The 23407-nt window shown below is 67.0% G+C and carries 22 protein-coding genes and 2 pseudogenes; 14 read left to right on the forward strand and 10 right to left on the reverse strand.

The window, feature by feature from the left end:
* Positions 1 to 24: 24 nt before the first annotated feature.
* The 4 genes from ACVWWN_RS18580 to ACVWWN_RS18595 are packed head-to-tail and all read right to left on the reverse strand — an operon-like array spanning position 25 to position 5022.
* Positions 25 to 1641, reverse strand: a complete 1617-nt coding sequence (locus ACVWWN_RS18580) for a dipeptide ABC transporter ATP-binding protein (protein WP_457145172.1) — start codon at positions 1639 to 1641, stop codon at positions 25 to 27.
* Positions 1638 to 2519 carry an ABC transporter permease gene (locus tag ACVWWN_RS18585; protein WP_457145173.1) on the reverse strand — a complete coding sequence of 294 codons (882 nt, stop codon included), beginning with the start codon at positions 2517 to 2519 and terminating at the stop codon, positions 1638 to 1640. Before ACVWWN_RS18585 ends, ACVWWN_RS18580 begins: the two co-directional genes overlap by 4 nt.
* Entirely contained in the window at positions 2516 to 3484 is a 969-nt protein-coding gene (locus tag ACVWWN_RS18590) for an ABC transporter permease (protein WP_457145174.1), read from the reverse strand. Before ACVWWN_RS18590 ends, ACVWWN_RS18585 begins: the two co-directional genes overlap by 4 nt.
* Entirely contained in the window at positions 3481 to 5022 is a 1542-nt protein-coding gene (locus tag ACVWWN_RS18595) for an ABC transporter substrate-binding protein (protein ID WP_457149180.1), read from the reverse strand. The genes ACVWWN_RS18590 and ACVWWN_RS18595 overlap by 4 nt, the downstream gene beginning before the upstream one ends.
* A 71-nt stretch (positions 5023 to 5093) precedes the next feature.
* On the opposite strand from ACVWWN_RS18595, the gene ACVWWN_RS18600 reads away from it, so the two are divergent.
* Positions 5094 to 5615 (forward strand): hypothetical protein, encoded by a 522-nt coding sequence (locus ACVWWN_RS18600; RefSeq protein ID WP_457145175.1) that lies wholly within the window; start codon positions 5094 to 5096, stop codon positions 5613 to 5615.
* A 10-nt stretch (positions 5616 to 5625) separates the two neighbouring features.
* Positions 5626 to 6711, forward strand: a complete 1086-nt coding sequence (locus ACVWWN_RS18605; protein ID WP_457145176.1) for a DUF4185 domain-containing protein — start codon at positions 5626 to 5628, stop codon at positions 6709 to 6711.
* 3 nt (positions 6712 to 6714) lie between these two features.
* Here the strand turns inward: ACVWWN_RS18605 and ACVWWN_RS18610 are convergent, their stop codons facing one another.
* The gene (locus tag ACVWWN_RS18610; RefSeq protein WP_457145177.1) at positions 6715 to 7485 is read right to left on the reverse strand and encodes a 3-oxoacyl-ACP reductase family protein; all 771 of its coding nucleotides are present in this window, start codon (positions 7483 to 7485) and stop codon (positions 6715 to 6717) included.
* Between the two features lie 129 nt (positions 7486 to 7614).
* Here ACVWWN_RS18610 and ACVWWN_RS18615 point away from each other — a divergent pair, with 129 nt between their 5' ends.
* Genes ACVWWN_RS18615 through ACVWWN_RS18635 form a run of 5 tightly spaced genes read left to right on the forward strand, consistent with a single transcriptional unit; the run spans position 7615 to position 13659 of the window.
* Positions 7615 to 8199, forward strand: a complete 585-nt coding sequence (locus tag ACVWWN_RS18615; RefSeq protein WP_457145178.1) for a TetR/AcrR family transcriptional regulator — start codon at positions 7615 to 7617, stop codon at positions 8197 to 8199.
* A gap of 12 nt (positions 8200 to 8211) precedes the next feature.
* Positions 8212 to 8994, forward strand: a complete 783-nt coding sequence (locus ACVWWN_RS18620) for a potassium channel family protein (protein ID WP_457145179.1) — start codon at positions 8212 to 8214, stop codon at positions 8992 to 8994.
* Positions 8984 to 10072, forward strand: coding sequence for an NAD(P)H-dependent amine dehydrogenase family protein (locus tag ACVWWN_RS18625; RefSeq protein WP_457145180.1), 1089 nt, complete (start codon positions 8984 to 8986; stop codon positions 10070 to 10072). Before ACVWWN_RS18620 ends, ACVWWN_RS18625 begins: the two co-directional genes overlap by 11 nt.
* A 56-nt stretch (positions 10073 to 10128) precedes the next feature.
* A complete protein-coding gene (locus ACVWWN_RS18630; RefSeq protein WP_457145181.1) occupies positions 10129 to 11886 on the forward strand; it encodes an Hsp70 family protein in 1758 nt (585 codons plus the stop codon).
* A gap of 27 nt (positions 11887 to 11913) precedes the next feature.
* The gene (locus tag ACVWWN_RS18635) at positions 11914 to 13659 is read left to right on the forward strand and encodes an acyl-CoA dehydrogenase family protein (protein WP_457145182.1); all 1746 of its coding nucleotides are present in this window, start codon (positions 11914 to 11916) and stop codon (positions 13657 to 13659) included.
* On the opposite strand, the gene ACVWWN_RS18640 is transcribed toward ACVWWN_RS18635, so the two are convergent.
* Together ACVWWN_RS18640 and ACVWWN_RS18645 are read right to left on the reverse strand one after the other, a co-directional pair.
* Positions 13641 to 13880, reverse strand: a complete 240-nt coding sequence (locus ACVWWN_RS18640) for a hypothetical protein (protein WP_457149181.1) — start codon at positions 13878 to 13880, stop codon at positions 13641 to 13643. The two genes, ACVWWN_RS18635 and ACVWWN_RS18640, sit on opposite strands and share 19 nt — an antisense overlap.
* Positions 13876 to 14508 (reverse strand): annotated as a pseudogene (locus ACVWWN_RS18645) (DJ-1/PfpI family protein); the annotation flags it as partial. The pseudogene ACVWWN_RS18645 and the gene ACVWWN_RS18640, both read right to left, overlap by 5 nt.
* A 42-nt stretch (positions 14509 to 14550) precedes the next feature.
* On the opposite strand from ACVWWN_RS18645, the pseudogene ACVWWN_RS18650 reads away from it, so the two are divergent.
* Positions 14551 to 15311 (forward strand): annotated as a pseudogene (locus tag ACVWWN_RS18650) (GlxA family transcriptional regulator); the annotation flags it as partial.
* Between the two features lie 10 nt (positions 15312 to 15321).
* On the opposite strand, the gene ACVWWN_RS18655 reads toward ACVWWN_RS18650, so the two are convergent.
* Positions 15322 to 16413, reverse strand: coding sequence for an SAM-dependent methyltransferase (locus ACVWWN_RS18655; protein WP_457145183.1), 1092 nt, complete (start codon positions 16411 to 16413; stop codon positions 15322 to 15324).
* Between the two features lie 97 nt (positions 16414 to 16510).
* Here ACVWWN_RS18655 and ACVWWN_RS18660 point away from each other — a divergent pair, with 97 nt between their 5' ends.
* Positions 16511 to 17260, forward strand: coding sequence for an SHOCT domain-containing protein (locus ACVWWN_RS18660; protein ID WP_457145184.1), 750 nt, complete (start codon positions 16511 to 16513; stop codon positions 17258 to 17260).
* Between the two features lie 84 nt (positions 17261 to 17344).
* Here the strand turns inward: ACVWWN_RS18660 and ACVWWN_RS18665 are convergent, their stop codons facing one another.
* Both ACVWWN_RS18665 and ACVWWN_RS18670 read right to left on the reverse strand, forming a co-directional pair.
* Positions 17345 to 17974 (reverse strand): MBL fold metallo-hydrolase, encoded by a 630-nt coding sequence (locus tag ACVWWN_RS18665; protein WP_457145185.1) that lies wholly within the window; start codon positions 17972 to 17974, stop codon positions 17345 to 17347.
* Complete coding sequence (locus tag ACVWWN_RS18670) at positions 17971 to 19059, reverse strand: S-(hydroxymethyl)mycothiol dehydrogenase (protein WP_457145186.1); 1089 nt, start codon at positions 19057 to 19059, stop codon at positions 17971 to 17973. The genes ACVWWN_RS18665 and ACVWWN_RS18670 overlap by 4 nt, the downstream gene beginning before the upstream one ends.
* A 38-nt stretch (positions 19060 to 19097) precedes the next feature.
* Between ACVWWN_RS18670 and ACVWWN_RS18675 the strand changes: the two genes are divergently transcribed.
* The 5 genes from ACVWWN_RS18675 (at position 19098) to ACVWWN_RS18695 (ending at position 23356) form a co-directional block, all read left to right on the forward strand.
* The gene (locus ACVWWN_RS18675) at positions 19098 to 19868 is read left to right on the forward strand and encodes a dioxygenase family protein (RefSeq protein WP_457145187.1); all 771 of its coding nucleotides are present in this window, start codon (positions 19098 to 19100) and stop codon (positions 19866 to 19868) included.
* A 26-nt stretch (positions 19869 to 19894) separates the two neighbouring features.
* Entirely contained in the window at positions 19895 to 20977 is a 1083-nt protein-coding gene (locus ACVWWN_RS18680) for a class I SAM-dependent methyltransferase (RefSeq protein ID WP_457145188.1), read from the forward strand.
* 5 nt (positions 20978 to 20982) lie between these two features.
* Positions 20983 to 21903, forward strand: a complete 921-nt coding sequence (locus ACVWWN_RS18685) for a homocysteine S-methyltransferase family protein (RefSeq protein WP_457145189.1) — start codon at positions 20983 to 20985, stop codon at positions 21901 to 21903.
* A gap of 11 nt (positions 21904 to 21914) precedes the next feature.
* A complete protein-coding gene (locus ACVWWN_RS18690) occupies positions 21915 to 22739 on the forward strand; it encodes a serine hydrolase domain-containing protein (protein ID WP_457149182.1) in 825 nt (274 codons plus the stop codon).
* 107 nt (positions 22740 to 22846) lie between these two features.
* On the forward strand, positions 22847 to 23356 hold the full coding sequence (locus ACVWWN_RS18695) for a DUF3145 domain-containing protein (protein ID WP_457145190.1): 510 nt from the start codon (positions 22847 to 22849) through the stop codon (positions 23354 to 23356).
* Positions 23357 to 23407: the final 51 nt, after the last annotated feature.

Here is a 23407-nt window from a genome sequence, read left to right on the forward strand (position 1 = left end):
ACCCTCTCAGGGGCCTTCCGGGGATCAGACCTCGGCGCGCGGGCGCTCCGGCGGAACCGCCGCCAGCAGCGCGCGGGTGTACTCCTGTTCGGGTGCGGCGAAAAGCTCAGTCGCCGGCCGGTACTCGACCGCGGCCCCGTTCTGCATCACCAACACGTCGTGGCTCATCTGCTGGATGACCGCCAGGTCGTGGCCGATGAACAGATAGGTGAGCCCGAGTTCGCGCTGCAGGTCGGCCAGCAGGGCGAGGACGTGTGCCTGCACCGAGACATCCAGCGATGCGGTTGCCTCGTCAAGGATGAGCAGTTCCGGTTCGGCGGCCAGCGCGCGGGCGACGTTCACCCGCTGCCGCTCCCCGCCGGAGAGTTCGTGCGGGTAACGGGAGGCGAAAGACGTTGGCATACCTACGAGTTCGAGGAGTTCGGCCACCCGTGCCAGCCGCGCCTTCTTGCCCTTTGCGAGCCCGTGCACGTGCAGCGGCTCGGCGATCGTGCCACCCACCCGATTCCGGGGGTTCAGCGACGAGAACGGATCCTGGAAAACCAGGCCGATCCGGCGGCGCAGTGTCTTCTGCGGCCCGCCGCGGACGCCGAACACCTCGTTTCCGTCCAGCATGGCCGTCCCCGCGTCGGGCTTGACGAGGCCGGCGAGGGCCGCCGCGACGGTCGACTTGCCCGAACCCGATTCGCCGACCAGGCCCAGGGTGGCGCCGCGCCGCACCTCGAACGAAAAATCTTTCACCGCATGGACGGTGGACCTCCCCGTGGGCGTCGAGACCGAGAACCGAACGTCAAGCCCCTTGACACGCAACAGCGCCTCGGCATCCTCGGGTGCCGCCGGGGGACCGGCCCCGCCGAGCAGCGGCCTGGCAGCCAGCAGCTCACGCGTATAGGGATTACGCGGGGTGTCGAAGATGTCGGTGATCGTCGCCTCTTCGACGGCTTCGCCGTTCCGCAGCACCGTCACTTCATCGGCAACTTGTCCGATGACGCCGAGATCGTGGCTGATCCACACCACCGCGGTGCCGAAATCCCGCTGCAGGTCGCGCACCAGGTCGATGATCTGGGCCTGTGTCGTGACGTCCAGCGACGTCGTCGGCTCGTCGGCGATCAAGACCTCGGGACTGCAAGCCAGGCCGATGGCGATCATCACCCGCTGCCGCTGGCCACCAGACAGCTGGTGCGGGTACCCGTGCAGCCGGGTCGGCGGGTCCGGCAACCCGACCGCATCCAGAAGCTCGAGCGCGCGGCCGCTCGCCTGCCTGCGCGTCAAGTTCTGATGCGTCTCAAGCGATTCCGTGATCTGACGCTCGAGGGTCAGCAACGGGTTGAGCGACGTGCCGGGGTCCTGGAACACAAAACCGATCCGGCTGCCGTGCACGCTGCGCAGCAATCTGGGTGAGGCGCCCACGAGTTCCGTCGAGCCTGCCGCGCCGCCCAGCGTGCTACTGCCGGTGACACCGGCGCCCGGCGTATCCAGCAGGCCCGTCGCAGCCAGTACCGTCATCGACTTGCCGGAGCCGGACTCCCCGACTATGCCGAGCGTCTGCTCGCGGTGCACATCGAAGGACACACCGCGGACGATTTCTCGTCGGCCGATCCGCACCCGCAGGTCGCGCACGCCGAGGACAGCATCGGTCATTGCTTCCTCCGCGCCTCGATCATGGTGCGCTGCTTGGGATCCAGTGCATCGCGCAGTCCGTCACCGACGAGATTGAACGCCAGCACGATCACGAAGATGGCGGCACCGGGAAACACCGCCATCCACCACGCCAGGGTCACGAACCCCTGAGAATCGAAGATCATCCGGCCCAGCGACGGCTGCGGTGGCTGGATGCCGAGCCCGAGGAACGACAGTGCGGCCTCCGAGAGGATTGCGAACGCCAGCGACAGCGAGGTCTGCACGACCAAGGGCCCCGCGATATTCGGGAGAATGTGGCGGCCGAGGATATAGAGGTGCCCGGTGCCCATTGCCCGCGACACCGCAACGAACGGCTCGACGCGCACGCTGAGCGTGCTGCCCCGGGCGACCCGGGCGAATATCGGGGTGTACACGATGCCGATCGCCAGGATCGTCGTCGTGACGCCCGGCCCGAGGATCGCGACCACGGCCAGCGCCAGGAGGAGCACCGGAAACGCGAACATCACGTCGGCCACCCGCATGAACAAGGTGTCGATCCACCCGCCGCGATAACCGGCGAGCACGCCGATGGTCACACCGACCACCACCGCGAACGCCACACTCACGGTCGCCACCCGCATCGAGGCCTGAGTGGCGACCAGCACCCGGGAGAACACGTCGCGGCCCAGTTCGTCGGTGCCGAACCAGTGGCCGCAGCTCGGCGGTCGCAGGGCGTTCGGCACGTCGATGTCGTTGACGTCGAACGGCGCGATCCAAGAGGCCGCAACCGCGATGAACACGACCACGGCGAGCACGGCCGCACTGGCGACCGTCACCGGATTGCGCAGCAGCAGACGCCACGACGCGACCCGTGTCGATTCCCCGGCCTCGACCGTCATGACAACCGGATCCTCGGATCCACCACCGCGTAGAGCACGTCGACGATGAGATTGATGAGCAGGAACAGTGCCGCGATCAACAGCACGGCACCCTGGATCACGGGATAGTCGCGCGCCGCGACGGCGTTGTAGACCAGCCGCCCGAGGCCCGGCCACGCGAAGACCACCTCGACGACGATCACGCCACCGAGGATCGTCGCGAGTTGGATGCCGGTGATCGTCAGTACCGGCACCAGGGCGTTCCGTACGGTGTGCCGGAAGGTGACCACCCAGGGGGACAGCCCTTTCGACCGCGCGGTCCGGACGTATCCCATCGCCGCCACCTCCAGTACTGCGGCGCGGACATAGCGCGTCATGATCGCCCCGGCGACCAGGCCCACCGTCAGGCCGGGCAACACGATGTGGCGCAGCCAGCCGCCCGGGTCGTCGAACAGCGGACGGTATCCCGACGTCGGTAGCCAACCGAGGGTGGAGGCGAACAACGCGATCAGCAGTATCGCCATCCAGAAATCGGGTATCGACACCCCGAACTGGCTGGTGACCCGGACGACCGCGTCCGAGAACCGGCCTTCGTGCAGCGCGGACCAGATGCCGGCGGGCAGCGCGATCAGCAGCGCTATCACGATGCCCACCAAGCCAAGTGAGACGGTCGCGGGCAGCCGCTCGAGCAAGGTCACGGTGACCGGATCGCCGTTGCGGAAGCTCACCCCGAGATCGCCGGTCAGCGCCGAACCGAGGTAGCCGAAGAACTGCGTGACGATCGGGCGGTCGAGTCCGCTGGCCGACCGCAGCGCGTTGTAGGCCTCCGGCGTATAGCGCGTCCCCAGCGCGATGCGGACCGGGTCGCCTGGCACCAGCTGCACCAGCACAAAGACCACCACGAGCACCCCCAACAGCACCACGAGCGAATACAGCACGCGGCGTGCGACGAAGCGGACGACCGGGCTGGTGACGACGTTTGTCATGACGCATCCGAAGTCAGAGTTGCGGTACGGAACCGGACGGCGCCGTCGCGGCGCGCCTGGTATCCGGACAGTCCCGTGGTCCAGGCCTGGATGACCGACGGGTTGTACAGATAGATGTAGCTCACCTCGTCGGCGATGAGCGTCGCCGCCTTGGCGTAATCGTCGGCTCGGGCACAGCGGTTGGTCTCGACGCGCCCCGCATCCAGCAACCGGTCCACCTCGGCGTTGGAGAACTTCTGCGCGTTGCTCGAGCCCTTGGAGTGGTGCTGGGCGTAGTAGAAGTCGTCGGGGTCGATGTTGCCCAGCCAGCCCATCATCAGCATGTCGAAGTTGCCGTTGTTCTGCTCGTCGAGCCAGGTGGCGAAGTCGACGGTCCGGATGTTCACCGTGATCCCCAGTGGCACAAGGTTATCCGCAATGATCTGGGCGGCGGTCACCGTCTCCGGGTATTCGGTGGTGACCAGCATGTCGAGGTTGGCTGGGGTGGCTCCCGCTTCTTTCAGCAACTCCTTGGCCTTGTCGACGTCATGGCGGTAGGTGTCGTATGGCGTGTACCAGGGGTTGCCCTTCGGGATCGCGAGCTCATTGGCGGTGGCCGTGCCATAGCTGGTGGCCTGCACGATCGCGTCGCGGTCGACGGCGTAGGCGATGGCCTGCCGGACCCGGACGTCATCCCAGGGTTTACGCGCCTGGTTGAGGGCCAGGTACCAATAGTCGTTGCTCGGCGTCACCGCAAGCCGGATGGAGTCGTCGTCGGAGAGCTGCGCGACGCGTTGGGGCGGGATCGAGTCGGTCCAGTCGACTTCGCCGGCCTGCAGCGCGGATAGCGCGGTCGACGGTTCGGAGATGAACTCGAACGTCACACCAGAAACCTTGGGCGGCCCACCCCAGTAATTCGGATTGGCCTTCAGCATGATCGAGTCGCCGCTTTTCTGGCTGCTGAACGCGAACGGTCCGGTCCCGACGGGGTGCGTGGCGATCTGGCCGCTTTCCACGTTCTTGCGCTGCACGATCGCCATGCCCTTGAACCCGCCCAGGTTGGTCAGCAGATTCGGGGTCGGCTGCTTGACGGTGATCACGACGGTGGCGGGATCGGGTGCGGTGACGCCGGTGACGGCGCTGAACTTGTCCACGTGCGCCAGTTGCTGGTCGATGATGCGTCGGTAGGAGTAGACGACGTCGTCCGCGGTGAACGGGCTGCCGTCGTGAAATGTGACGCCCTTACGCAGATGGAATGTCCAGGTCAGTTGATCCGGGCTGACATTCCACGACTCGGCGAGGGCAGGACGCATCTCGAGGTTGTCGTCGGGTTCGACAAGTGTGTCGAAGACGTTCTCGAGGACCTCGAACGAGAAGTAAGCGCTGGTTTTCTCGGGGTCGAGTTGGTCGGGCTCACCGGCGATCGCCGCGATCAGATTTCCCGACGCCTGATCGCCGAGGTCCACCCGCTCGCCGGCGGAACAGCCGCCGAGTGCGATGACGAGCGAGGCGACCACGCTGAGGGCGGTCAAAACCTGCACCCGGATCTTTACCCGCATTGCGGCGCCGTCGAAACGTGTCGCCGGCAAACCCGTGACTTTGCCGGACCTTCGCTGAAATACTCACCGTCGTGAAGACCATCCGGGCGCTCGCCGCAGCCGCCGTCCTCGCCTGCGCCGCGCTGGGAGTCGCCGGGCCCGGCCACGCGGACCAGGTGATGCAGGGCATCTACAACTACACACCGCAGCAGGGCAGGGGTGGTGAGTGGACGATCTATCCGTCGTGCGTTCCGGTCGTCGGCGATCTGCGTGAGGCGCTGAATCTGCCTGTCGCATGCCGGCTTCACGTGGCGGGCACGGACGGACTCGTCGGCGGTGATGCCGTTCTCACGGGTGGCCAGTGGTCGTATTCCTCGCCCCAGAAGGAGGGCATGCAATGCTCCGACGGTAGCTGGGTGCCGACCGTCGAAACCTTCACGTTCGACGATGTCACGATGACGGGTAATCGCACTGTCTTCCACACCGATGTCTGCGGTCTGCCGCCGGGCCGAATGGATTTCCCGTTCACGCTGTCGTTCAAGGAGCCGCTGCCGATTCCGGTCGAGCAGTATCCGCTCTACTGCGAGCCGGGCGGATTGAAGCGCTGCTTCTGAGGGGACACGAATGCCGCAACGGTCGAGCGTCCCGCTACCGAACGGCAAGGTCGCCGACTTGACCGGCCCTGACCGCACCGGACGCTGGGGCGTCACCTGCGCCGATCTCGGGGCGTCGGTGGTGGCGCCGAACGGCACGCTGGTGTCGGTGTTCGGTGACACCTTTTCGGGACGTCGGGTCGGGGAGGGCGACTGGCGTTCGCCAGTCGTGTTGATCGGAACCGGCGACGCCGGCCACGAGATCGTCTACGAACGCGCCGGAGGCGCCGATCCCGACTACGCGCACCAGCTCTGGCACTACATCCACGACGACGCCGCAACCGGCTGGAGGCGTGGCGGCATCAGTACGGTGATCCCGTCCGACCTACTGCGGGTGGATGATTCGATCTATCTGCACGCCATCGTCAACCGCGGGATCGGCCACGTCGTGTGGACCGAGATCTGGCGGTCCGACGACAGCGGTGTGTCGTGGACACACATGGGGCGGGACGCCAAGTTCCCCGCCGACCTGCACAACGGATTCGCGCAGTGCTGGTCCTGGGACCACGACCCCGACCATGGGTGGGTATATGTGGTGGCTACCGGATTTCAGCGCGACAAGGGCATCATCCTGATGCGGGTGCGTCCCGAGCACATCGGGGACCGGTCACGCTATTCGAGCTGGGGCTGGGACGGTCGCCGATGGGGCTGGGGGGAGCGGGCGACGCCGATCACGCCCGCCGCCGAGAGGTGGGGCGAGTTGACGTTTCGCCGCACGGCTCGCGGCGCGTGGATTCTCGGCGGGTTCCTGGCGTCGCAGTACGCACTCGGGTACCGCGTGGTGGCTTCACCGCTGGCCGACCTGCACACCACGCCTATCCAGACTCCGGTCGTCGGATCCGCGTGGAACGATGAGGATCACATGGCGAACCAGGTCGCTCAGCTCTACGGCGGCTATCTGCTCCCGGGCTCCCGCCTCGACATCGAGGGTGGTGTCGGGCTGGTGGTGTCCCAATGGCACATCACCAACGGGTGGCCTTATCGCGCAATGCAATTCAGAGCCACCCTCAGGGACACCTCCACAGCGGTGACCCCGCCCGACCCGATCAACCTCTGATCGCTAGACCGTGAAACCGCCGTCGACGTTCCACTGCGCGCCGGTGATGTAGGCGGCGTCCGGTCCTGCCAGGAAGCTCACCGCGGCACCGATGTCGTCGGGGTGCCCGTAACGGCCCAGCGCCATTACCGACCGCATTTCGTCGGCGAAATCGCCTACGTCTGGATTCATGTCGGTGTTCACCGGCCCGGGCTGGACGTTGTTCACCGTGATGCCACGGGACCCGAGGTCGCGGGCCAACCCGCGCGTCAGGGCGGCGACGGCGCCCTTGGTCATGGCGTACACCGCAAGTCCCGGACCGGGCACCCGCTCGGCGTTGATGCTGCCGATATTGATGATGCGGCCGGTGTCACCCAGATGCGCGAGCGCTCGTTGGCTCGCCAGGAACACGCCGCGGATGTTGACCGCCACCGATCGCTCGAAGTCTTCCAGCGGGAACGTCGCGACGTCACCGGCATACGCCACACCCGCGTTGTTGACCAGGATGTCCAGTCCACCCAGCTTCGACGACGCCTCGTCCACCGACTTGACGACCTGTTCGGGATCGGCGCTGTCGGCGTGGATCGCGACGACGGTCGCGCCGTCGGCGGTGAGCTCGGCGGCCAGCTTCTCCGCGTCTGCCGCCGACGACGAGTAGGTGAATGCGACCGCGGCCCCGTCGGCCGCCAACCGCCGCACGATCCCCGCGCCGATGCCGCGGGCACCCCCCGTCACCAGCGCGCGCCGCCCGGCCAGAGGCTGGACTTTCGCTACGCCCTCAGTGGTTGCCGTCATGCTTTCGTCCTTTCGGGTGCCTGTCATTTTCGAACCGATTGGTTACTAAGTACGATGTGGTTAATCGTGGGGAGACGGAGGAACATTCCCGCCTGTGACGGGTGTCACGGTCAGGATAGGAGGTGTGCCGTGGCGGTGGGACGCCCGCGTGAGTTCGATCCGGATGCGGTTCTGGAGACGGTGATGGAACTATTCTGGGAACACGGTTTCGACGGTGTGTCCATCACCGACCTCACCGCCGCCACTGCAATCAATCGCCGAAGCCTCTATGCCGCATTCGGGTCCAAGAAGGAACTGTTCGTCCAGGCCGTCCAGCGATATGTCGCGGGTCCCGGCGGTTACATCGCCGACGCGCTGTTCCGGCCGACGGCCTGGGAGGTGGCCCGCGCGATGGTGCACGGCGCGGCCGACGCCACCGCCTGTCGAGGCCGCCCGCGCGGATGCCTGCTGGTGCAGGGGGCGCTAGCGGCGGACGAAGAGTCCGCAGCCGTCCGGACGGCGTTGGCCGAATGGCGCGACGACAGTGTCAAGACGCTGGCCCGGCGCTTCGACGACGCACAGGCGGCCGGTGAGTTGCCCGGCGCCGACACCCTTGCCTTGTCGCGGTGGATAAACGCGGTCTGCCAGGGCATTTCGGTTCAAGCCCGCAGCGGCGCCAGCCTGGAAGAGCTGCACGAGGTCGCCGACACCGCGCTGGCGGGCTGGCCGCATTAAGGTCAGCGCTTGATGACCACGCAAACTCGTCTCAAACGCTTCGAACACCGCACGGAATGGCCGTTGGCCGCTGTGGCAATGGTGTTTCTCGGTATGTATTCGGTGGAGGTGCTCGCCGAACCGCGTGGGCGCGCCGCCGCCATGCTGAGCCTCGCAATGCGCATCACCTATCTGGTGTTCGTCGCCGATTACCTCGCGCGGCTGTACCTCGCCGAGCCCCGCTTCACATGGTTCGTGCGGCACCTGTTCGACCTCGCGATCGTGGTGCTGCCGTTCCTGCGGCCGCTGCGGCTGTTGAGCCTGGCCGTGGTGATCGAGGTGTTGGAGCGGGCCATCAGTCACACGATCCGGGGCCGGGTCATCGTCTTTACCGCATGCGGCGCCGTCGTCATGATCTACGCCGCCGCTCTGGCGATTCTGCAGGCTGAGCGGCATCAGCCCGGCTCGAAGATCACCACGTTTCCCGACGCGCTCTGGTGGGCGATGACGACGGTGACCACCGTGGGCTATGGGGACCTGATACCCATCACCGGCCAGGGGCGGCTCGTCGCCGCGGCCCTGATGATCGGTGGCATCAGCCTGCTCGGCGTCGTCACGGCGACCCTCGCGTCGTGGATCATCGAGAGCATTTCCGTCGAGGACGCCGCCCAGCAATCGGTCACGGTGGCCCATATCGAGGAACTGCGAGCCGAGATCAGGCGGCTCTCCAAGTCGATCACGGATGAAGCCGAGCCCGCCTATGGTGAAGGCCGTACGGGGGTCGAGCGGAAGGTAACTGGCGAGCGTGGCAGTTAATTCGGGCAAGAAACGAGTCGTCGTCTGGGGTACCGGATTCGTCGGCCGGATGGTGATCGCGGAGATCGTCGAGCATCCGTTGTTCGAGTTGGTCGGCGTCGGGGTGAGCAACCCGGAGAAGGTGGGCCGCGATGCCGGCGACATCTGCAGCCTCGGCACGACGATCGGGGTGACCGCCACCGATGACGTCGACGCGCTGATCGCCGCGGCACCCGACGCGCTGGTGCATTACGGGCCGACGGCCGCGCACGCCGACGACAACATCTCGTTGATCACCCGATTCCTGCGGGCCGGTATCGACGTCTGTTCGACGGCCATGACGCCGTGGGTGTGGCCCACCATGCACCTCAATCCGCCGGACTGGATCGAACCCATCACCGAAGCCTGCGAATTGGGCGAATCGTCATGTTTCACCACCGGCATCGATCCCGGCTTCGCCAACGACCTGTTCCCGATGACGCTGATGGGCCTGTGCTCCGAGGTCCGCAAGGTCCGCGCCTCTGAACTGCTGGACTACACGAATTACGAAGGCGACTACGAATTCGAGATGGGCATCGGCAGGCCGCCGGAGTACCGGCCGCTGCTCGAGACACCCGACATCCTGGTGTTCGCCTGGGGCGCCACGGTCCCGATGATCGCGCATGCGGCAGGCATCATGCTCGACGAGATCACCACCACGTGGCACAAGTGGGTCACCCCCAACGAGCGAAAGACCGCCAAGGGGATTATCGCGCCGGGAAATGTTGCGGCCGTTCGGTTCACGATCAACGGAATCTATCGAGGCGAGACCCGCATCCAGCTCGAGCACGTCAATCGAATCGGCAACGACGCCGCGCCCGAGTGGCCGTCGGGCAACGAGAACGACGTCTACCGGGTCGACATCGAAGGCACCCCGAGCATCTCCCAGGAGACGGCCTTCCGCTTCACTGACGGCTCCGGGCGTGACGCCGCAGCCGCGGGCTGCCTGGCCACCGGCCTGCGCGCGCTGAACGCGGTGCCCGCCGTCAACGAACTCTCACCAGGGTGGGTGACCGCACTGGATCTACCGCTGATTCCGGGGGTCGGCACCATTCGCTGAGTAACGCCGTCGAACCCGATCGACTGCCGGATAAGGTTGCTGCGAGACGGGATGACATGGCTGATGGGGTAGGGCTGTCGGTTGGGTCCACCAACCTGGCAGCCGTCGTGGTGGCGAGGACCGCAGTGATGAGGTCCTCGGTGGTGACGCTGTTCGGACACCGGCCGCCCGAGGTCGGCGTGCCGAGCCAGAATCCGAATCTGGACGAACGCGGCCTGATCATCACCGATTTCGTCGACCGCGTCGGTGACCCGGTCGACATCGTGGCCTCCGACGGATCGGCCCACCGCGCCGAGTCGGTGCTCGCCGGTGCGTTGCGGTCGATGCTCTATGCGCTGGGCCGCGGCCGCCCACCCGCTGATCCGGTCGGGGTGACCTATCCCGCGCACTGGGGACCCACCGCCGTCGACGCCCTGCACCGGGCGCTGGCGGACGTCGCGGAATTCCACAGCCCGAAGCGGGCGGCCGTCGTGTCGGATGCCGCTGCCGCCCTGACCGCGTTGCACAACGACCCCGGGCTGCCGACCCGTGGCGTCATTGCGTTGTGCGACTTCGGCGGTAGCGGCACCAGCGTCACGTTCGCCGACGCGGCCAACTTCCAACCGATCGGGCCGACGGTCCGGCACACCGACTTCTCCGGCGATCTCATCGATCAGGCCCTGCTCACCCATGTCATCGACGACCTCACCGCCGCGGGCACGATCGACCTTTCCGGCACGTCGGCGATCGGGTCGTTGAGCCGATTGCGTGCGCAATGCCGCGGCGCCAAGGAACGGTTGTCCACGGCTGCGGTCACGACGCTGTCCGCGGAACTTCCCGGACACCGCGGGGAGGTGCGACTCACCCGCGCCGAACTCGACGAGGCCATCCGCGCTCCGCTTGCAGATTTCGTCGGTCTGATCGCTGGTGCTTCCGAACAGTTGGAGCCCACCGGAATTCGCGATCTGGTAGCGGTGGCGACGGTGGGCGGCGGGGCCCGGATCCCGATCATCACCACGACGCTTTCCGAACGTTTTCGCGTGCCGGTGATCACGACCGCTCAGCCGGAGTTGACAGCGGCGATCGGGGCCGGGCTCACCGCCGTGCGCGGCACGTTCGGGGAGGGCCCGACCATCGCCGCCGCGGCGCCTGCGGTGGCGGCAGGTGCGGCCACCGAGATGGCGCCTGAGGCTGCGCCCGCGCTGGCATGGTCGGACGCCGACGACATTCCCGACGTCATGCCGAACGACCCGTACGACTACGACGGCGCTGCCACCGGTGACGGCGCCCCGGTCCCCAGGCCACAGATGCAGTTCGACCACGAGGCCGATCAGGAGCAGGTGGCTGCGCCACCGTGGTACCGCCGTCCGGCAGCCGCGGTGGGTGCGGGGGTGTTCGTCCTGCTGGCGGCGCTGGCGGTGGGTGTGATGTTCGTGATGCGCGGCGACGACACGCCGTCGCCGGCATCGACCACCGTGTCCTCGGTGCCGCCGGCCACCACGACCGCACCCACCGCGGCCGTCGCCCCGCCGGCCGCACCCGCACCCGCGCCCGAGACTCAGGCGCCGGAGACGCGCACCGTGACACGGGAGGCGCCACCGCCGCCGGTGACCGTCACGGAGGCGCCACCCCCTCCGGCCACCGGCGAGGAGCCTCCACCGGTGACCCCCGAGCCGACCCCCGAGCCGACCCCTGAGCCGACACCTGAGCCGACGCCGGAGCCGACCCCTCAGCCGACGCCGGAGCCGACCCCGCCGCCCCCGTTCACGTTGCCACCCATCACCCTGTTCCCTGGTGGGCCCACGATCCCGATTGGCCCGCAACCCCCTCCCTAGTCTCGGTGCGCACCTAGGCTGTGCGCCATGACTGAGACGGACGGTTTGCTTTTCGATCCGAACACGTATGACCCGAGGGAGTTCGACGCCGAGACGCGGCGGCTGTTGCGGGCGACCATCGACTTCTTCGAAGGCCGGGGCAAGAAGCGCATCCTCGATGACGACCTGAGCGCGCAGTGGCCCGCCGACTTCGTCGACTTTGTCAAGCGGGAGAAGCTGTTCGCCACTTTTCTCACCCCGTCGGAATTCGCCGACGGCAATCCCGACAAGCGCTGGGACGGCGCGCGCAACGCCGCGCTGGCCGAGATCCTCGGCTTCTACGGGCTGACCTACTGGTACACCGAGCAGGTCACCATCCTGGGCCTCGGGCCGGTCTGGCAGAGCGAGAACAAGGACGCCAAGCTGCGGGCTGCCGACGATCTCGAGGCCGGGGAGGTGATGGCGTTCGGGCTGTCCGAGCGCGAACACGGGGCCGACGTCTACAGCACCGACATGGTGCTGACCCCCGCAGGCGAGGAGGACCGGGCCAACGGAATCCTGTACCGGGCAACGGGGGAGAAGTACTACATCGGCAACGGCAACGTCGCCAGCCTGGTATCGGTCTTCGGTAGGCGAAGTGACGTCGAGGGTCAGGAAGGGTACGTGTTCTTTGCCGCCGACAGCCGCCACCAGAACTACCACCTGGTCGACAACGTCGTGCACATGCAGATCTACGTGAGCACGTTCCGGCTGGAGAACTATCCGGTGCGGGCCGAGGACATCCTGCACACCGGCGTCGAAGCCTTCGCCGCCGCGCTCAACACGGTGAACGTCGGCAAGTTCAACCTGTGCTCGTCGTCGATCGGCATGTGCGAGCACGCCTTCTACGAGGCGATCACGCACGCGCAGAACCGCATCCTCTACGGCAACCCGGTCACCGACTTCAGCCATGTGCGGGCCAATTTCGTCGACGCGTACGCGCGCATGATCGCGATGAAGGCGTTCAGCAGGCGAGCGGTCGACTACTTCCGCAGCGCGAGCCTGGAGGACCGGCGCTACCTGCTGTTCAACCCGATGACCAAGGCCAAGGTCACGATGGAGGGCGAGACCGTCATGCGCTCCCTGCATGACATCATCGCGGCTAAAGGCTACGAAAAGAACACCATGTTCCGGGAAGTCGCCCAACTCATTGGATGCCTGCCGCGACTGGAGGGCACCGTGCACGTCAATGTGGGACTGGTGCTGAAGTTCATGCCGAACTACATGCTCAATCCGAAGCAGTATCCGGAGATTCAGACGCGCAACGACGCCGCCGATGACACCTTCTTCTGGAATCAGGGCCCGACCCGCGGGGCCGGTGCGATTCAGTTCGCCGACTGGAACCCGGTGTACGAGAGCCACGTGCACATCCCGAATGTCGCCAGGTTCTACGAGCAGGCGCTGGCCTTCCGGGGCCTGCTGACGGCCGCCGCTCCCGATGGCGACCAGCAGAAGGATCTGGATTTCCTGCTGAATGTGGGGCACCTGTTCTCGCTGATCGTCTACGGCCAGCTGATTCTCGAGCAGGCGGCGCTGACCGGACTGGACGACGACATCGTCGATGCGATCTTCGACTTCCAGATCCGCGACTTCGGCATGTATGCCGTTGCGCTGCATGGCAAGCCGACGTCGACACAGGCGCAACAGGACTGGGCGCTCGGGGCGATCCGCAAGCCGGTGCCCGACGCGGCGCGGTTCGACCGCGTCTGGGAACGCGTCAAGGCCTACGACGGCGCCTACGAAATGGCACCCTGACGCCGCACGCCCGTCACCGCTGACCGTGGCAGCCTGCCGGCGCGGGAGTGACCGCTCAACGTGTCCCCGTCGATCGTGCCGTCGACCTGCAGGTCGCGCAGCGGCACGGTCTCCCCCTTGAGTGACGCCGAACCGATTGTACCGCCGCAGGATTCGCTGAACTCGTAGAGGACTGTCAACGACCCGACCGAGGTCTTGATGGTGACGTCCCACTCGCCGATCGGCCCATACCGTTCCTCGCCGCTCGTAGGCGAACAGCGATTCCACGGCGAGTGCGACACGTGAACCGTAGCCGCGGTCCAGCAGGTACAGCGCGAGGTCGAGGCCCGACGTCACACCGCCCGCGGTGATGAGGTCGCCGTCGTCGACCACCCTGGCGTGCATGATGTTCATCCCGGTCGCCTCGAGCACATCCATGCCGAGATGGTGGGTGGCGGCGTGGCGGCCCTCGAGCAGGCCGGCCATCGCCAGGGCGAGTGAGCCGCCGCACACGGTGGCGACCGTGATATCGGGGTTGGCCAGTGCCTGGCGCATCAACGGGACCGCGGCGGTTTCACCGAACCGGGCGAGCAGCACCGGGATGGTCACGGCGCCGTCGTCGGGATCCCCGTCGAGGGCACCCGACGCTCGCGGCACGACGACATAGCCGGCCTTCCCGGGATCCAGAAGCGCGGTGGCGTCGAGGACGAGGCCGCGGGTTCCGCTCACCACCGGCCGCGGCCCCTCGGCGGAGACGAGTTCCACGTGCAGCGTGCCCCCTACGGCGTCGCTGCCCGCGGCGAGGACCTCGAACGGTGCGACCACGTCCAGGGGATCGAAGCCGTCGAACAACAGAATCTGAGCGTGCACCCGGCCATCGTCGGGGCATCCCGGCCCCGGTGCCAGTGGCACACCATCGTGGTGCCCGGCCGCAACGACGTCACCACCGACGAGCCCGCGGCGGTGCTGGCCGCGTTGCGTTCGGCGTTCGCGGCGGGAACGCGCATCGCCTCGATCTGCTCGGCGGCGTTCACGGTTGCGGCGGCAGGCGGGCGACGACGCACTGGCCGGCGGCCGATCTGTTCCGCGCCATGCATCCCGCTGTGCACCTCGACCCCGACGTGCTCTACGTCGACGAGGGCCAGGTGCTGACGTCGGCGGGCGCGTCGGCCGGTCTCGATCTCTGCCCGCACATGGTGCAGCGCGACTACGGAGCCGGCGTCGCCGCTGACGCCGCCCGCCAGGCCGTCGCGCCCTTGCACCGCAGCGGCGGCCAGGCACAGTTCATCCTCCGGAACCGGTTCCCCGTCAATCGCATTGCCGCCCGGACCGAATTGGATGACGTGCTGGCGTGGCTCGAACGCGAGGCCCACCGCGACCTGACGCTGCGCGACATCGCGGCCAAGGCGGCCGTCAGCGTGCGCACCCTCAATCGCCGCTTCGCGGCCGAGACCGGGCAGACGCCCATGCAATGGTTGACCGGCGTGCGGGTCCGCCACGCCCAGCAGCTTCTCGAGAGCCCGTCCCACGGCGTCGAACGGGTCGGCCGCGAAGTCGGGTTCACCTCGGCCGCCAACTTCCGCGACCAGTTCCGCCGGTTGACCGGCATCGTACCGCAGGGCTACCGCAACACCTTTCGTGACCGGATGGCCGGGCGATTCACGCGGACGTGATGAGCGATGATTACTTCGCCTTCGGCCGCTTGGTCAACACCAGGTGGGCCAACGGGATCTGCATCTGGTCCGGCGCGGCCGCCAACCGCGCGGCGACGCCCGCCTCCAACTGGTCGAAGAACGACGTCCTGCGCGGGTCGTCGCGGCCGCCGCCTTCAAGTGCCAGCGCCAGCGTCGGGAAAACCGACGCCCTGACGAATGCCGCCCATTTCGAACCGAAAGCCTTTGCGTCCCTGTCTGCTTGGTACTTGCCCCAGTAGCGGTCTTCGGCATCGAACACCTCGAGGTGCTCGATCTCCAGTCCCTCGAACCTGCCCGACGGCGCGAACGGCGTCAGAAAGTCCGCGGCGCGTCTGCCGACCGTCGGGATGCACATCCGGTGCTGCTCGTCGGTGGTGATCGACCCGGCCGAGACCAGTTCGCCGAGCGTATCCATCAGGGCGGTCAGCAGTGGACGGTAGCCGAACTCACCTTCGCCGTCGACGGCCATCGTCATCACCACCAGACGGGCGCCGGGGCACAACTCCCTGCCGCGGTACGCCACGAACTCATGCCAGTCGTGCGCGGCCTGTCTGGCGTACGCACCGCAGACACCCTCGTCGCCGCTGTAGGCGACCTGGACATGGTCGGGGATCGGGGCGGGCACCCGGCTCAGCCATTGGATCGCCCAGCCGCTCCACCCGAGATTGACGCTGTTGGACGGCAGTATCTGCGTGTAGAAGGAGCGGCCGACGGCCGACGCATAGGTGGCCGCATCGCGGCGCAGGTAGCTGTCGGGGTCCTCCTCGAGCGTCCGGAACATCGCGGTGAAATCGTTGTCCGGGACGTCGGTGTGGGCGACCAGCACCGAATGCTCGGGTCGAGTGCGCTTACGTAGCACGGTGATTGCCGCACAGACCGGCAGCAGCGAGTTGTGTCCGGTCGATGCGCCGTAGTCGGCGATCACGACCGGTTGGGGTGGTGCCGGCAGCGGCACGGCGGCCGCCGCTTCCTCGAAAAGCTTGATCGCCGGACGCAATCCGGCAGCCTGAAGCCGCGAACTGGCCGAATAGGAACCGCTCTCGATCGGCTCCGGCCGCACGACGATGCTGGATTCCGGCACACTACGACGGTAGCTGGCGGTCGCGGTCGGCACCGACGAAGCCGCGACAACGCTGATTGGCGCCTCGGCGCAACCCGAGCCGTGACAGACTTCGGCCATGAGCCGAAGGTCCGCTCCACGGATCGCCGTCATCTCAGCGGTCGTCACGCTGGTCACCGCCGGCGTCGGGCTGGTCGCCATGCTGGTCCTCAACGCGTTCGTGCTCGACGACTACGACGCGTACGGCGAGGTGAAGGTCCCGGGTTCGACCAGCCTGCAGCTACCCGCCGGTGAGGTGACGGTCAGCTTCCACACGGTGGTCACCGGCAGCCCGTCGAGTGGGTTTCCGATCCCCGACCTCCAGTTCACGATCACTCCGCCCGAGGGCGCCCCGCAACCTCGAGTGGCCGAGAGCGTCGGCGGCACAACGACGGTGAACAGCGATACGCACGTACGGGTGTGGGTGGTTCAGATCGCCCAGGAGGGCACCTACGACATTGTGACCAACGGGAATATCGGCGGGTACATCAGTCCCCGGCTGGCCTTCGGCCACGGCAGTTCGTACGGCTGGTTGACGTGGGTGTTCGCCGGGCTGCTCGGGTGGGGCGTGCTGGAGCTCGTCGTCGCGCTGGTCTCGTCGGCCCGGTCGGCCAAGAAGGTACCTCTCGAGCCGTTCGAGCAGCATGAACTGCGCAACTTCGACGAGCCGGCCGGCAACGCACGACTGATATCGCTGGCACCCATCTACACACCGAGCGACCAGGGCATCCGCATCGAGCAGCTCAAGCAGCTTGCCGCGCTGCGCGACTCGGGCGCATTGACCGAAGACGAGTTCGAGGCCGAGAAGCGCCGCCTCCTCGACAGCTGAACCCCGCCGAGCGTGCGTGTCTGTGGCCGACACGCCGACGGATTGTCGAAGTCGACGCACGCTCACGGGGGCGGGGAGTGGTAGTCAGTGGCCGCGGGCGACCCATTCGTCGTAGTGCACGATCTCGTCGCCGATGGTGGTGGAGTCCCCATGACCGGTGTAGACCACGGTGTGCGGCGGTAGGCTGCCGAGTTTCTCCGAGATCGAGGTCAGGATCGTCGGGAAATCGGAGTACGAACGGCCCGTCGCGCCGGGACCGCCCTCGAAGAGCGTGTCGCCGCTCATGACGGCGTTCAAGTCGGGGGCGTGCCAGCAGACCGACCCCGGTGAGTGCCCGGGAGTATGGATCGCACGGAATTCGGTGCCCGCGACGCGCAGTGTCTCGCCGTCCTCGACTGGGCGGAAGTTGCTGTCCGGGTGCGTCATCCGCCAGAGCACGTCGTCGGCGGGATGCAACAGGATCGGGGCGTCCAGGGCCTCACTGAGCTCGGGCGCGACGGTCACATGGTCGTTGTGGCCATGCGTGCACACCACGGCGACCACGTTGCGGCCACCGGCGGCCGCCAGGATCGGGGCCGCCTCGTGCGCCGCGTCGAACACGATCACCTCGGAATCGTCACCGACGATCCAGATGTTGTTGTCGACTTCCCAACTGCCGCCGTCGAGTTCGAATGTGCCGTGGGTGACCACGCGGGTGATCGGGCCGCCGTTCACTTCAGCACCACCACGGAGCGCAGCACCTCGCCGGCGTGCATCTTGTGGAAGGCCTCCTCGATGTCGTCCAGGCCGATGCGTTCGGACACGAACTTCTCCAGCGGCAACCGGCCCTGCAGGTACAGGCTGATCAGAGTGGGGAAGTCGCGTTCGGGCAGGCAATCGCCGTACCAGGACGACTTCAGCGACCCGCCGCGGGAGAAGAAGTCGACGAGCGGCATCTCCAGGGTCATGTCCGGGGTCGGAACACCTACCAGCACAACGGTTCCGGCCAGGTCGCGGGCGTAGAACGCCTGCTTCCAGGTCTCCGGGCGGCCGACCGCGTCGATCACCACATCGGCCCCGTTACCGTCGGTGAGGTCCCGGATGGTCTCCACCGGGTCCAGTTCCCGGGCGTTGATGGTGTGGGTGGCGCCGAAGCCGCGAGCCCAGTCCAGCTTTTTGTTGTCGGTGTCGACCGCGATGATCCGCTTGGCCCCGACCAGTCGCGCCCCCGCGATCGCGGCATCGCCCACACCGCCGCAGCCGATCACCGCAACGGTGTCGTCACGGTTGACCGCGCCGGTGTTGATCGCCGCGCCGATTCCAGCCATCAGCCCGCACCCCAGCAGGCCCGCCACCGCTGGATCGGCGGCGGGGTCGACCTTCGTGCATTGGCCCTCGTGGACCAGCGTCTTCTCGACGAACGCGCCGATGCCCAGCGCGGGAGTCAGTTCGGTGCCGTCGGTCAACGTCATCTTCTGTTCGGCGTTGAACGTGTCGAAGCAGTACCACGGCCGTCCGCGCTTGCACGCGCGGCATTCCCCGCATACCGCGCGCCAGTTCAGGATCACGAAGTCGCCGGGCTCCACATGCGTGACGCCGGCACCGACGGACTCCACGGTGCCTGCGGCCTCATGGCCCAACAGGAAGGGGTACTCGTCGTTGATACCGCCCTCGCGGTAGGTCAGGTCGGTGTGGCAGACACCGCAGGCGAGAATGTCCACGACGACCTCCCCCGGACCGGGGTCGGGGATGACGACATCCACCACCTCGACCGGGTCACCCTTCCTCCGTGAAATCACACCGCGCACCGTCTGAGTCATGCATTACAACCTAGCGCCCGGAATGGGAGGCTAGGGGTATGGTTCCCACCATTTATCTTTCGCACGGCGCACCGCCGCTGGTCGACAGCCAGCGATGGGTGTCCGAACTGACGGCGTGGGCCGACGACCTTCCGAAACCGAGCGCCGTCCTCGTCGTCTCGGCTCATTGGGAGGCCGCTCCGTTGACCATCGGATCGACCACCACCAATACCCCGCTGACATATGACTTCTGGGGCTTCCCGCAGCGCTACTTCGAGGTCACCTACGACTCGCCGGGCGCACCGGAGTTGGCGGCCAGGATCGAGGCGCTGATGCCGGACGACGAGCCCGTCGCCCACGATCCGCACCGCAGACTTGACCATGGCGCTTATGTGCCGCTGACCGTCATGTACCCGGAGGCCACCATCCCGGTGCTGCAGATATCGATGCCCACTCTCGACCCGCAACGGTTGCTGCAGCTCGGCGAACGGTTGCGGCCGCTGCGCGACGAGGGGGTGCTGATCATCGGTTCCGGATTCACCACGCATGGGCTGCCGTTCCTCGACGACCCGTCGCCCGATGCGGTCCCGCCGGGATGGTCGACGGAATTCGACGGATGGGCGGGCGAGCTGTTCGCCGCCGGAGACGTCGATGCGCTCATCGACTTTCGGAACAAGGCCCCGGGCATGCCGTACGCGCACCCGACGATCGAGCACTTCTCGCCGCTCTTCGTCTCGCTCGGCGCGTCGAGCGATCCCGCTCAGTCCGCCAAGCAGGTGATCGACGGCTTCTGGATGGGTCTGGCGAAGCGCTCGATTGAACTTATCTGACGGGCTGCACCGTTTATCGGAATGCTATGACGACACTTGACGAAAACCGGTCCACGGCCGCCGAGGCCACCGAAGAGTTCGCCGAACGCATGGTCGGAGTGATCGACAGCGCCGCGCTCGCGCTGCTGCTGTCCATCGGACATCAGACCAAGTTGTTCGACACCATGGCCGAGCTTCCACCGGCCACCAGCACCCGGATCGCCGACGCCGCCGGCCTGAACGAACGCTATGTGCGTGAGTGGCTCGGTGGCGTAGTCGCCAGTCGGGTAATCGATTACGATCCGGCGGCCCAGACGTATTCCCTTCCGCGCCACCGCGCGGCGGTGCTGACGCGGGCCGCCGAGCCGGACAATCTTTCGCGTATCGCACAGATCTTCCCGATGATGGGTGAGGTCGAGCAGAAGATCATCGGTTGCTTCCACAACGGCGGCGGCCTATCCTACAGCGAGTATCCGCGCTTCCACGCGTTGCAGGCCGAGCACACGGCCGGGGTGTTCGACGCCGCGCTCGTCGACGTGATCCTGCCCCTGGTCGACGGTCTGCCCGAGCGTCTTAAGGTCGGCGTGGACGTCGCCGATATCGGTTGCGGCAGTGGACATGCCGTCAATGTCATGGCGAAGGCGTACCCGGCGAGCCGCTTCACCGGCATCGACTTCTCCGAGGAGGCATTGGCGGCGGGCGCCGCCGAGGCCGAAGGACTCGGCCTGACCAACGCGACGTTCACCCGAGCCGACGTGGCGCGAATCGATGCGGATGACGCGTACGACGTGATCACGGTTTACGACGCGATTCACGATCAGGCGCAACCCGCGCAGGTGCTGGCCAACATTCACCGTGCGCTGCGCCCGGGTGGAGTGTTGCTGATGGTCGATATCAAGGCCTCCAGCAATGTGGAAGACAACATCGGCGCTCCGCTGGCGACCTACAAGTACACGGTGTCGACGATGCACTGCATGACGGTGTCGCTGGCGCTGGACGGTGCCGGGCTGGGCACCTGCTGGGGTCGCCAGCTCGCCGTGTCGATGCTGGCGGATGCCGGATTCAGCGACGTGACGATCAGCGAGATCGAGTCGGACCCGGCGAACTACTACTACATCGCCCGGAAGTAGCCACCATGACCACCACGGACGGATTCTTCGTCACCGACGGAGGTATCGAGACCGAGCTGATCTTCCACCACGGCATCGATCTGCCGTTGTTTGCCGCCTTCCCCTTGCTCGAGAACCCCGACGGCCGCGCCCGGTTGCGTCGCTATTACGACAGCTACCTGAGCATCGCGCGCGAACACGGCGCGGGCTTCGTCATCGAGACACCGACATGGCGCGCCAACCCGGATTGGGCCGAGCAACTCGGCTATCCGGCCGAGCAGCTCGACGCCGTCAATCGCTCGGCAGTGGGTTTTGCCGAGGAGGTTCGGGCGGCGGCGGCGGCCGACGGCGTCACCGCGGTGGTGAGTGGCTGCATCGGCCCGCGCGGCGACGGCTACGACCCCGGCAGTGTGATGACACCCGAGGAAGCCGAGCGGTACCACGCCGTGCAGATCGGCACGTTCGCCGACACGTCCGCCGACCAGGTCACCGCCATCACGATGACCAATGCGGAAGAGGCGATCGGTATCGTCCGCGCTGCTTCGGCAGCCGGCATTGCGGCGGCCATCTCCTTCACGGTCGAGACCGACGGCAGTCTTCCCACCGGCCAGACTCTGCGTGAGGCGATCGAGCACGTGGACGCGGCCACCGACGCGGCTGCCGCCTACTTCATGGTCAACTGCGCCCACCCGACGCACTTCTCCTCGACGCTGACACAGGACGGGGCGTGGCGGCAGCGGCTCGCCGGCGTACGCGCCAACGCATCGACGAAAAGCCACGCCGAGCTCGACGAGGCGACCGAACTCGACGAGGGCGACCCCGAGGCACTCGGTGCGCAGATCGCCGCGTTGCACGATCGGCTGCCGGCAGTCCGGATACTCGGCGGCTGCTGCGGCACCGACGCCCGGCACGTGGCGGCCATCGTGTCGGCATGGAGGAGGAACTAGGCTCCAGCGCGATGAGCGCATTGGATGCCCTTGACGACTGGCCAGTCCCGACTGCCGCCGCGGCGGTGATCGGGCCGTCCGGTCTGCTGGCCACGCACGGCGACACCCGCCGCCGCTTCCCGCTGGCGTCGGTCACCAAACCGCTCGTCGCGCGCGCCGCCCAGATCGCGATCGAAGAGGGCGTGATCGACCTCGACACTGCGGCCGGACCGCGAGGGTCGACCGTGCGGCATCTGCTCGCCCACGCCTCGGGTTACTCGATGCACTCGCCCGAGGTGCTGAACGCTCCCGGCGCACGGCGGGTGTACTCGAACTACGGCTTCGGAGTGCTCGCCGACACCGTGCAGCAGGCATCCGAGATCGACTTCGCCCGCTATCTGGCCGAGGCCGTCTTCGAACCCCTCGGCATGGCCGACACGTTTCTGGAGGGCGGAACGGAGGCCGCCGGGTACGGCGCGACATCGACCGTCGTCGACCTCGTTTCGTTCGCCGGCGACCTGTTGCGGCCGGGGACGGTGTCTGAGCAGATGCACGCCGACGCCACCGATGTGCAATTTCCGGGACTGGCCGGCGTGTTGCCCGGCTACGGGGTGCAGCGGCCCAACGACTGGGGGCTGGGCTTCGAGATAAGGGACGGCAAGACGCCGCACTGGACCGGGTCGGGCAACTCGGGCCGTACTTACGGACATTTCGGCCAGTCAGGGACGTTTTTGTGGGTCGATCCCGTCGCTGATCTGGCGCTCGTCGTACTGACCGACCGCAACTTCGACGGCTGGGCCAACCCCCTGTGGCCGCCACTGTCTGACGAAGTCCTGAAAGAATTCGGCGCAGACTAGCGCAACAGGTGTATCACAAGGCACAATAGACACGCACGACACAGCTGTAATTCGGAAACACCAGGTCGTTGGGGAAGACGTCCCTCGTGGAGCCGGAGGAGCAGCAAATGCGTGCAGCGAACCAATTCGCCGACGCGGCGACGGGCGTGGTTTACATCCATGCTTCACCCGCGGCGGTGTGCCCACATGTCGAGTGGGCCCTGTCGTCGACCCTGTCGGCGAGGGCGAATCTGAAGTGGACCCCGCAGCCGGCCATGCCGGGGCAGCTGCGTGCCGTCACGAACTGGCTCGGGCCGGTCGGAACGGGAGCCCAGCTCGCGAACGCGTTACGGTCGTGGTCGGTGCTGCGGTTCGAGGTGACCGAGGACCCGAGCGCCGGAGTCGACGGGCATCGCTGGTGTCACACCCCGCAGCTCGGTCTGTGGAGCGGCGCGATGAGCGCCAACGGTGACGTGATGGTCGGGGAGATGCGACTGCGGACCTTGATGGCCTCGGGCGCCGACATGTTGGCGGCCGAACTTGATTCGGTGCTGGGCACCGCGTGGGACGATGCTCTTGAGCCGTACCGCGACGGCGGGGACACCGCGGAGGTGAGCTGGCTCAGTGGCGTGGGCTAGGCAACAGCCAAGCGTGGACTAGGTGTACTGACCACGGACGTTGGTGACGGC

The sequence above is a fragment of the Mycobacterium sp. URHB0021 genome (assembly GCF_054057895.1).